Origin of the sequence: Salinivibrio sp. MA427 (assembly GCF_001996115.1) — a bacterium.
GTDB lineage: Bacteria > Pseudomonadota > Gammaproteobacteria > Enterobacterales > Vibrionaceae > Salinivibrio > Salinivibrio costicola.
Window position 1 is genome coordinate 1 of record NZ_MUFH01000131.1, and the last position, 10,939, is coordinate 10,939.

General features: G+C 49.7%; 9 protein-coding genes. 4 read left to right on the plus strand and 5 right to left on the minus strand.

What is annotated here, in order from left to right; genetic code table 11:
* A partial coding sequence (locus BZG79_RS09530) for an ATP-binding protein (RefSeq protein WP_108743261.1) occupies positions 1-2,441 on the plus strand: 2,441 nt, incomplete at its 5' end.
* Between the two features lie 98 nt (positions 2,442-2,539).
* On the opposite strand, the gene BZG79_RS09535 is transcribed toward BZG79_RS09530, so the two are convergent.
* Complete coding sequence (locus tag BZG79_RS09535; protein ID WP_021022836.1) at positions 2,540-2,806, minus strand: GrxA family glutaredoxin; 267 nt, start codon at positions 2,804-2,806, stop codon at positions 2,540-2,542.
* Positions 2,807-3,055: 249 nt separating this feature from the next.
* Between BZG79_RS09535 and nfsA the strand changes: the two genes are divergently transcribed.
* The gene (gene nfsA / locus BZG79_RS09540; RefSeq protein ID WP_077774262.1) at positions 3,056-3,778 is read left to right on the plus strand and encodes an oxygen-insensitive NADPH nitroreductase; all 723 of its coding nucleotides are present in this window, start codon (positions 3,056-3,058) and stop codon (positions 3,776-3,778) included.
* 240 nt (positions 3,779-4,018) lie between these two features.
* Positions 4,019-4,582: a GPR1/FUN34/YaaH family transporter gene (locus BZG79_RS09545; RefSeq protein ID WP_077774263.1), complete on the plus strand. Its 564-nt coding sequence runs from the start codon at positions 4,019-4,021 to the stop codon at positions 4,580-4,582.
* Between the two features lie 177 nt (positions 4,583-4,759).
* On the opposite strand, the gene BZG79_RS09550 is transcribed toward BZG79_RS09545, so the two are convergent.
* From BZG79_RS09550 to pabB, 4 genes are all read right to left on the minus strand, one after another.
* On the minus strand, positions 4,760-6,121 hold the full coding sequence (locus tag BZG79_RS09550) for an L-serine ammonia-lyase (RefSeq protein ID WP_077774264.1): 1,362 nt from the start codon (positions 6,119-6,121) through the stop codon (positions 4,760-4,762).
* Positions 6,122-6,346: 225 nt separating this feature from the next.
* Positions 6,347-7,615 carry a serine/threonine transporter gene (locus tag BZG79_RS09555; protein WP_077774265.1) on the minus strand — a complete coding sequence of 423 codons (1,269 nt, stop codon included), beginning with the start codon at positions 7,613-7,615 and terminating at the stop codon, positions 6,347-6,349.
* Between the two features lie 203 nt (positions 7,616-7,818).
* The gene (locus BZG79_RS09560) at positions 7,819-8,622 is read right to left on the minus strand and encodes a CoA pyrophosphatase (RefSeq protein ID WP_077774266.1); all 804 of its coding nucleotides are present in this window, start codon (positions 8,620-8,622) and stop codon (positions 7,819-7,821) included.
* Between the two features lie 9 nt (positions 8,623-8,631).
* Positions 8,632-10,017 (minus strand): aminodeoxychorismate synthase component 1, encoded by a 1,386-nt coding sequence (gene pabB / locus BZG79_RS09565; RefSeq protein WP_077774268.1) that lies wholly within the window; start codon positions 10,015-10,017, stop codon positions 8,632-8,634.
* 307 nt (positions 10,018-10,324) lie between these two features.
* Here pabB and BZG79_RS09570 point away from each other — a divergent pair.
* Positions 10,325-10,939: fumarate hydratase (locus tag BZG79_RS09570; RefSeq protein ID WP_199877689.1), on the plus strand; the 615-nt coding region annotated here is incomplete at its 3' end.

A 10,939-nucleotide genomic window follows, 5' to 3' on the forward strand; every position in this document is an offset into this window, starting at 1 on the left:
AGGGAACACCGACAGTGAAGGTCGGTGATTTACACTCTGTTTTACCAGGGGGAGTCCGGCCGCTAACCAGTGCCGATAACCTGTCTATTTGGTTGCCGGCGTCGGGGGTTAATTTGGTTAATCGCTGGCAATCGGGCTTTTATCGTTACCAACTGCCATTAACAGACCGGTCCGACGCTATGGTCTTGCTTGCAGAACGGCCGGCAGCGCCATTGATAGAGGCTATTGAAAGGAGTCGTAATCAAAGCTTTATTATGCTTTCAGGCATTGCTTTTTTGAGTATACTCGCGGCCTTTTCGTTGAGCCGAATCCTGATTCAGCCTCTATCACGACTCGATAGGGCAAGTCGTCATCTACCTGAAAAAATACGCTATCAATCGAGTGTTGTGCTGCCTCAAAGCCGAGTAGCGGAATATGCTGTTTTGTCGACATCGCTGCAAGATATGAGCCATGCGCTTAGTGATAACTTCCGTGAATTGGAAAAGGCACGAGCAAACTTAAAGCAAGAGGTAAAGGACCGTACCCGTGAACTGGCAAGCACCTCCGATCTGCTCAGTAATATATTGGCCGCCTCGACTGAGGTTGCGATTATCGCGACGGATACGAGAGGCATAATTACTTTATTCAACACCGGCGCCGAGCGACTGCTTGGTTACCATTCTGCCGAGGTCGTGGATAAACACAGCCCTGCCTTGTTTCATGTGCCTGACGAGGTGGAAGAACGATCTCAGGCGCTATCAGGTCAGTTTAATCGGGCGATAACTGGGTTTGAGACATTTATGACCATTCCGATGTTAGAGGGCGCAGAAACGCGTGAATGGTGTTATGTCCATAAGCAAGGCCAGCATATTCCGGTTACGTTGACAGTAACGGCGATATACAACGACAGTCAAGAGGTTACCGGTTTCCTCGGGATTGCCCAAAATATCACCGAACGCAAACGCCATGAGCAAATGAAGAATGAGTTCATTTCTACGGTCAGTCATGAGTTGCGTACGCCGCTTACCTCAGTGTCTGGTGCACTGAGTTTAGTGCTGGGTGGACGCTTGGGTGAGATCCCTGATAAAGCCCAAAAAATACTCAACACCGCACACCGTAATAGCGAGCGGTTAGCGTTATTGATCAACGATTTACTCGATATCGAAAAAATAGCGGCCGGCCAGTTGTATTTTGATATGCAAGTTCAATCTATTGATCCCATCCTTGAACAATGTTTAGAAGAAAATAAAGCATACGGTGCAGAGCGGCACGTCGACATCATCTTGAACAGTGAAACGGCTGATGCCGAGGTTCGAGTAGACAAACAAAGGCTGAAGCAAGTATTGGCTAATCTGCTATCTAATGCGATCAAGTTTTCGCCTGATGGGGCGACGGTCACCATCGATACCGTGGTGGATGAACAGCACGTGACCGTGAGTGTTACTGACCAAGGTTGTGGCATTGCTGCGGACTTTTACCCCAAAATTTTCCAAAAGTTTGCCCAAGCCGATAGCACAGATACACGGCAAAAAGGTGGCACGGGGTTAGGGCTTGCGATTACCCGTGAACTCGTTGAAAAAATGAATGGCAAGATAGGGTTTGAGTCGATCCCGGGAAAAGGCGCCCGTTTTTACTTTCAGCTGCCGTTGCATGAAACAGTGAAGACCAAATCGGTCGATCAGCATAGGCCGACTGACTCGAACATTGGTGACAAACCAAACATTAACTCTTCATATAATATTCTAGTGATTGAAGATGATTCCGACGTGGCTAGTCTATTAAAAATAGTGCTGGAAGAGGCTGGATACCGAGTCGATATTAGCCAAGAGGGTATGGCGGCGTTAAAAGCGTTACAAGTAAGGCATTATGATTTAATCAGCTTAGATTTAATGCTGCCCGATATCGGTGGGCTCGATATTATTCGTCGGATAAGACAGCATGCCGACACCGCTAATATTCCCATTGTTGTGGTGTCTGCAAAGATGAAACAAGGACGGTTAGAGCTTAATGGCGACGCTGAAAACATTGAATGGTTAGCAAAACCCATCGATCACAAACAACTCATCAGTCTAGTAAAACAACAGTTGCTAACGTCTACACAGGCAAAAATTTTGCACGTTGAAGACGATATAGATTTACATCGAATTGTTCAGGCGATGGTCAGTGATTATATGACGCTTGATCATGCTCTCACACTGAGCCAAGCTCAATCGTTGTTAACGCAACACGCGTATGATGCTGTCTTGTTGGATATTGGTTTACCCGACGGATCGGGTTGGCGCTTAATTCCAGTGATTCAAGAAACACAGCCAACGGCTGCGATTATCGTACTGACCGGTGAGGAGATTAGTGCTGAACGATACGATACGGTTCACGGTGTGTTGATGAAAAAGCAACTGATAACTGACAGGCTTGTGGATATTATCGGCAAGCGTATTACGCGTGAGCGGCAACGTTCCTAGCGTTAATCAAGGCGCTAGACGACAACCTCGATATATCAACGACCGCCAAAAACAAAAAAACCAGCCAATGGGCTGGTTTTTATCGATGGTTCAACCGATTAGTCTTGGAACAGGCCGAGGTTTTCTTTGGCGTAGGCTTCAAATTCGGTAAAGCCGCCAACGTGCGCTTGATCAACGAAAATCTGTGGCACGGTTTCAACCGGTTTGCCGACGGTTTTTTCCAAATCCGCTTTGCTGATGCCTTCTGCGTGAATATCGACATAACGATAGTTAAAGTCATCACGGTTGGTTTTAAGATCTTCCGCTAGGTCTTTGGCGCGAACACAAAAAGGGCACCCTGGGCGACCGAAAATTACGACGAACATATTCATCTCCTTTGGCATTAATGTTGTTACTATGCCTGATAGGCGATGGAGAGAAAAGACGAATTTCCCTTTTGCACCGATAGGCAAAACCGATTGCTGTGAACGTCTATACCGAATCGCACGACCGGCGGGAGATCACGGGTAGTATGGCCGCAGAGCGTCGCTATTGTGTTGATTGCGCGTCGGCCCATAAAGGTGTACAACCAGTTCATCCCTCTTGTACGGCTCAACGTCTAATAAGGAAACATAATGAACCCAACGATTGAGACATTACTTTCTCACCGCTCTATTCGCAAATTTAGTCAAGCAACCATTTCGTCAGAGCAACTGAGCCAGATTATTGATGCGGCGCGCTCGGCGTCGAGCTCAAGCTTTTTACAATGCACCAGTATTATTCGTGTGACCGATAGCGACAAACGACGTTTACTGGCGGAATACGCGGGCAACCAAGCGTATGTAGCCGACTGCGCCGAGTTTTTGGTGTGGTGTGCGGACTTTCATCGTCATGAGCAAATCAATCCCAATGCCAAGTTGGGCTTTACTGAGCAAACGTTAATTGGCGCGATTGACGGCGCAATCATGGCGCAAAATGCGATGGTCGCAGCGGAGTCCATGGGTCTTGGCGGTGTGTATATCGGTGGGTTGCGTAACCAACCGAATAAAGTCGCCGAGTTGCTGGATATGCCTAACCATGTGTTGCCATTATTTGGTATGTGCTTAGGTGTACCTGCACAAGATCCTGAAACCAAACCGAAACTACCGGCCAGTCTTATCGTTCACGAAAATCGTTATCAGGCGATTGATGAAGCGGCGCTAAGTGACTACGACAACCAAGTGCGCGAGTATTATCAAACACGTACAGGCGGCAATAAAGACATGAGCTGGAGCGAACAAGTGTCTGCCACATTGGAAAAAGAAGCGCGTCCGTTTATGAAAGAATTTCTGCATAGTAAAGGCTTTAGTACTCGCTAACGCGCTATGCTTGAACAATTGAGTGAAAAAGCAGCATTTTGCTGCTTTTTTATTATCAACAAACCGGAATTGCCCAGTTTTATTGGCTATTTTGGCTCTCTTGTTTATGAAAGCAACGCTAAGCGCTAAAAGTTATTTACATCTAGTCTGTAACCCGTAATATTGCCGCGTTTTTGCGCGTGATAATCACTTTTATCCGTGGTTTTGGGCGCTTATTTTGAGTATTGANCTTTAGGGCTGATGGGTTTTGGAATGACCACGGTATTATTGAACATTCATAATGCAGGGTTTTTTCCGATTGATAGCATGATTTTGGCGATGGGGCTGTTTTATGGCGGCTTAGCGCAGGTGATTGTGGGGATCATGGAATTCAAAAAAGGCAATACGTTCGGAACAACCGCGTTTACCTCTTATGGGTTGTTCTGGTTGACGCTTGTTGGCCTGATTGTGATGCCAAAAATGGGTCTGGCTGACGCAAGCCCTGCTGCCTTTATGGGTTGGTATTTGGTGTTGTGGGGTGTGTTCACTGGATTTATGTTTATTGGCTCATTGCGCTATTGCCGTGCTAAACAGTTTGTATTTGGTAGCCTGACTATCCTGTTTTTCTTGCTCGCGGCGCGTGATTTTACCGGCAGTACACTCATTGGCACCATTGCCGGATTTGAAGGGATTGTGTGTGGCTTAAGCGCGATGTATTTTGCGATGGCGCAGGTGCTTAACGAGGAATATGGCCGTACCGTACTTCCGGTTGGTGAGCTAACACGTGATGCGAAAAAGCCTGCGATGGCCACCCACGCGGCTTAAATCATACCTGTGAGGGCAGTGGAAAACACACTGTCTGTTTGCGGTGTAAACGCAGATAAAAAGCGCAGATAAAAAGGCCCGGTGACGTGATGTCCCGGGCCTTTTTGATGGTTTTAATCAGCAATATAACGCGTTACTTTTCGATAGCGTGTGGCTACCTGGTGTGATTCTCTGGGATTAGCACATCACGGTGACAGCTAGGCCACCTTGTGATGTTTCACGGTATTTGGCGTTCATGTCTTTACCGGTTTCCATCATGGTTTCGATCACTTTATCTAACGACACCCGTGGCTCGGAAGAACGTTGTAGTGCCATGCGTGATGCATTGATCGCCTTCACCGCCGCAATGCCGTTACGCTCAATACACGGCACTTGCACCTGTCCAGCGACCGGATCGCAGGTAAGGCCTAAGTTGTGCTCCATTGCGATTTCAGCTGCCATACACACCTGGTGCGGATTACCGCCCATAAGTTCAGCCAAACCGGCGGCGGCCATTGAACACGCGACCCCGACTTCACCTTGGCAACCCACTTCTGCCCCAGAAATAGACGCGTTTTGTTTATATAAGCCGCCAATCGCACCGGATGCAGCAAAGTAGCGGGTATAGGTTTGCTTATCGACCGGCTCAATAAATTTATCGTAGTAGGCGAGGACGGCAGGAATAATTCCGCATGCCCCATTCGTTGGCGCGGTTACAACACGGCCACCGGCGGCGTTTTCTTCGTTCACCGCAAAGGCAAACATATTGACCCAGTCCACCACCGACATCGGATCGATGTTGTATTTTTCGGTGGTTTTGAGCTGGTGATGCAACGCAGCGGCTCGACGAGGTACACGCAATGGACCGGGCAACACGCCTTCGTTTTCCATACCACGGTACATACACGCTTGCATGGTTTTCCAGATATTGGCGAAATAGGTGTCAATTTCTGCTTGGCTATGCATGCTACGCATGTTGGCCATCACTAAGCCGCTGATAGAAAAACCGGTTTCTTGCGTCAGTGCGAGCAAGCCGTCTGCGCTATTAAAGTCGTGAGGGACTTGCACCGCTTGCATGGCAGGCTGACCAAACTCGGCTTCTTCAACAATAAAGCCGCCACCAATGGAGTAGTAGGTTTTGCTCAGCACGCACTCATCGCCTTGCCAAGCATGAATACGCATGCCGTTTTCATGCAAGGAGAGGTTGGTTTGGTGAAAGTTCATGCCGCCATCACGCAAAAAGGTGACGACATGCTGCTGTTCGCCCAACGGCAATTGCTCTGTGTCTTCGACACGTTTAACAAAGCTAGGGATCGCGTCGATATCAACGGTTTCAGGGCTGTTGCCTGCGAGGCCCATAATGATCGCGATGTCGGTGTGGTGGCCTTTGCCAGTTAAAGACAAAGAGCCATAAACGTCAACCGTCACGCGGTCGACGTCGGTCAAGCGTTGGTTAGCAATAAGCGCATCAACAAAACACTGGCCGGCTTTCATTGGGCCAACAGTATGCGAGCTGGACGGGCCAACGCCAATCTTGAAAATGTCAAAAACACTGATCATGTGTTTACCTCAGTCAATGCCCTAAGGGCAATGGATTTAGTGTTTACGCCATCCGTCCATGGTATTGACTGTGCTGGCAATGCCGGTGGCTTGCCATAATGAAAGGAGCAGCGTTCACTGCTCCTGGTTATCCCGCAAACATCGATGAATGCGGCTGGGATTAATGCCCCAGTAACAGCAGTCCTATAGCACCTGCTGCGCGCGCTGATTAACGGTCATGATTAATTAAAAAAGCATGCCGTACATAATCGCTGAAATCGCGACCAAGCCCATGATAAGAACAAAGACGTTACTGATTGTACCTGAATACTTCTGCATTGCTGGCACGTTTTTTACGGCATACATTGGCATAATAAACAGGATGGTGGCAATGATAGGGCCGCCAAGTGATTCAATCATCCCCAAAATACTTGGGTTTAGGGTCGCCACCAACCAAATGGTGAGGATCATAAAGACCACGGTAAACACGTCAATTTTCTTGCGGTTGATCGGTTTACCTGCACTACGCAGGGTTTTCACGACTATGCCATTTAGACCTTCACGTGCGCCCAAATAATGGCCGAAGAATGAAGACACAATCGCGACAAAGGCAACCAATGGGCCCAAGAAGGAAATAAATGGGCTCTCATGCTTGTTGGCAAGGTAAGACAAAATCGCAATGTTCTCTGCTTTGGCCGCTTCCAGGTCCGCTGGTGTCAGCGACAGGACGCAAGAGAATACAAACAACATCACAAAGCCAACCAGCATCGCTGCTGCGCGCATTAGAATTTGGCCAGACTTTTGTTCTGCATCATCACCATGATCGCGACGTTGTGCCAATGAGAAAGATGAAATCGCTGGGCTGTGGTTAAACGCAAATACCAGCACCGGAATCGAGATCCAAAGAGTGATAGCAAAATCGCCGGCTGAAGGCACTTGCGACAGGGCGGCGGTGTTCCACTCTGGGATAAGATAGAGCGACATAAATACTAAGATGGCAACCAGCGGATAAACCAAGAACTGGGTGACACGCAACATCATTTTCTCGCCCAGAAGCATGATAGCCATCATTCCCAAAATCAGGGCCAGTGACAAAATTGCCCGCGGTGGTGATGCCATACCAAGCTGGTTAACCAAGAAGGAATCAACGGTGTTGGTGATGCCGACACCGTAGATCAGAACAATCGGGTAAATCGCGAAAAAGTACAACAGGGTGATGATTTTACCCGCGCCGACGCCAAAGTGCTCTTCAACTACCTCGGTGATATCGCTGCCTGCGTTTTTGGACGAGAGCACAAAACGAGACAAACCACGGTGAGCAAAAAAGGTCATCGGGCCAACTAATAAGGTCATCACAACCAATGGCCAAAAACCGCTCATCCCCGCATTGATGGGAAGAAAGAGGATGCCGGCTCCAACAGCGGTGCCAAAAAGGGAAAGCGCCCAGGTTGTGTCTTGTTTGGTCCAGCGCGGGCGCGTGGTTGCGCGGGTACCAGTCGTCGAGGTTGTTTGCATAACAATACTACTCACATTGTAGGGAACAGGAATCAGGGAAGGCGAATTCTGGCGATTTCCACGCAGAAAACCAAGCGCTAGATCGCGATATGAAAAGGCGCGCCCGGACTATTGCACCAAAATGTGACAACTATCAATAATAAAAGCGCTTTAGTGCGATTAAGTAGGCAGGTGTGTACGGGTTTGTGTTGGGTAAATATGCATCAAAGTGCGCCAAAGTCCATAGTATTGGTAGGGTTTATGGTGCGATTGACCGGAAAGTGAAACAGCGTGAGTTGACTGATCAACGCGCGTAACAGCTGGGCAGTGGCTCCCCAAACAAGATGATCGTGATGATAAAACGCACTCACAGGGTGCCATTGTCCGTAGATTAAAAACGATTGTTCTCGGATGTGGCCGGGATAACACAAGGTATCTAAGGGCACTTCAAAGCAGGCGGCCACTTCATTGGGATCCAGACAAGGCTGATAATCGGGATCCACCCAGGCAAGCACCGGATGAATATAATAGCCCGTCACTGTGGGCAAGGGACACAAGTGGCCAATGACAGCGTCGCGCGTGACGCGAATACCGGTTTCTTCCCACATTTCACGGGTGGCGGTGGCAATATTATCGTGATCGATAGACTCGCGTTTTCCGCCCGGGAAGCTCACTTGTCCCGGGTGATGTTTAAGGTGACTGGCGCGTTGGGTTAACACCAAATGAATGCCTGACGGCCTAGGCACCAGCCCGATCAATACTGCGGCGGGTTGAAAATCCGCCCCACCGAGAATGCGCGGAGATAGCCGCACGCGATTGAGAATACGGCTGTCGTGGCGCGCTAAAGGGGTGAGTGAAAATGCACGGACCACGTCGGTCGGTGATAGTCGCGTGGCCGCACCGTGATCAGCGAGGAAACACTCTCCTTCGTAGCGCGGCCAAAACCCAGGCACTGTCTGTATTGTACTGCCCAGGGGGGAGACATTTAGGGGTGAGAAATACGCCTTGTCAGCGGTGAGTAACTGCATCCACTCTCCTTAATCCTGAATAGGTGTGCTCAATGCCTCATCTTCTGCCAGTACGGGTAAAATTCGGCTCACTTTATCGAGCGTCTCCTGATATTCGGCGTCGGCTTGGCTGTCAGCAACCAACCCGCCACCTGCCCAAACATGAAGTTGTCCTTGATGACCAACCAACGTACGAATGGTAATGCTGGTATCCATTCGTCCACAGCGGCTGATATAGGCAAAGCTGCCACAATAAATATGACGACGATGGGGCTCGAGTTCTTCAATGATTTCCATTGCCCGCACCTTTGGTGCCCCGGTAATTGACCCGCCAGGAAACGCGGCGCGCAGTAAATCGAGTGCTGTCTTGTCGTCGGGTAAGCGTCCAGTCACTGTACTGACCATGTGGTGGACAGCAGGAAAACTTTCTATATCAAAGAGTTTAGGCACAGATACGGAACCTGGCGAGGCAATGCGACCAATATCATTGCGTAATAAGTCTACAATCATCAAATTTTCGGCGCGATCTTTTTCAGCCGACTTCAATGCTTGGGCGCGTTGTGCGTCTTTTTGTGGATCGGGATCGCGCGGGCGTGTGCCTTTAATGGGTTTGGTTTCTATCTGTTTGTCGTGCACCGATAAAAAGCGCTCAGGCGAGACCGACAACAGGGCGCTGTCTTGCAGGCGAATAAAGCCCGAAAACGGCGCGCCGTTGTTCGCGGCCAATTTGCGATACGCGTGCCACTCGTTACCCTGATAGGGTGCAGAAAAGCGTTGAGCGAGATTGATTTGATAGCAATCGCCCGCGTGTAAATACGCTTGGACGGTGTCGAACTTTTCGCCGTATTGTTGCGCGGTCATGTTAGCCTGCCAAGGCCCGGTGAGAGAAAAGGGTACCGGCGAGGTTGGCGCGTGTTGCTCGGTTAGCCACTGCCATCGTTGTTGGCTATTGGGTGCAATCACCACCGCTTGGCGCTGATGATGATCGATCACCACTGCCCAGTCATAGAGCCCGACCGCCATATCCGGCACCTCGAGCTCGTCTTTCGCCAATGCCGGTAGCACTTCCACCCATCGACCGAGATCATAGCCAAAGTACCCCAAGGCGCCACCAATAAATGGCCAAGGCGCTATCGGATCCGCGGTGGGTAAAAGCTTGGCCTGAAGATCGGCCACCCAGTGAAAAGGGTCTTGCGTGTGGGTGGTGGTTGTGCCATCTGCGTAATAGGTTGTCACCTGGTTATAACGCGCAGTAATGGTGGCAACCGGATCGGCGACCAAGATATCGAAACGACTGTCTGGGTGGGTTCGCGTGGCCGAGTGGAGCAGCATCGCCCAGGGCTGGTGGGCAATCCGATCAAAGAGGGTCACCGCAAGATCCGGCGTATAATCGATGGGCGTCGTTGTCAGTGTCATGGCATTTTGTCGCTGCATTGTTCTTTTTGTGATCACGGTTGAAGCGCTGTGTGGCGCGCGAATAGCGCTAAGCGTATCATAGCTAGGCCTTTTCCGGCATGGGCCAACAAAAATAACCAAGCAACGCTGTTGCCATTATCAACTTCTATAATTCGATGAGGCAACTTGGCTATATGCGATTTACATCTAGCGTCAACCGACAATCGAGCGCTACTCGAAAATTGATCGCCAACCGATAATAACGAGGGGAAAGCTCCCCCACACTGGATACCCGCTTTGGGTCCTGCAAATGACACCAGAGGCAATGATGACCACAATTAAACAGCAAGACGTGATCGAAAGTGTTGCAGATGCCCTGCAATATATCTCTTACTACCATCCCCTTGATTTTGTACAAGCCCTTGAAAAAGCGTACAACAAGGAACAAAGCCAGGCGGCAAAAGACGCCATTGCGCAAATTCTGATTAACTCCCGCATGTCGGCGGAAGGTAAGCGTCCTATTTGCCAAGATACAGGTATTGTCACCTGTTTTGTCAAAGTGGGCATGGCGGTGCAGTGGGATCGTCATGATATGACGGTGCAAGAAATGGTCGATGAAGGGGTACGACGTGCCTACACTAACCCTGACAATCCGCTACGTGCCTCCGTGGTTGCCGATCCGGCCGGTAAACGCCAAAACACCCGCGATAATAGCCCTGCGGTAGTGCACATCGATATGGTGCCGGGCGACGCGGTAGACATTCAAATTGCAGCCAAAGGCGGTGGTTCGGAAAACAAAACTAAGATGGTGATGTTGAATCCATCTGACGATGTGGCTGAGTGGGTTGAGAAAACATTGCCGACCATGGGCGCGGGTTGGTGCCCACCGGGTATGTTAGGTATTGGAATTGGTGGCACGGCCGAGAAAGCCGCCGTATTGGCT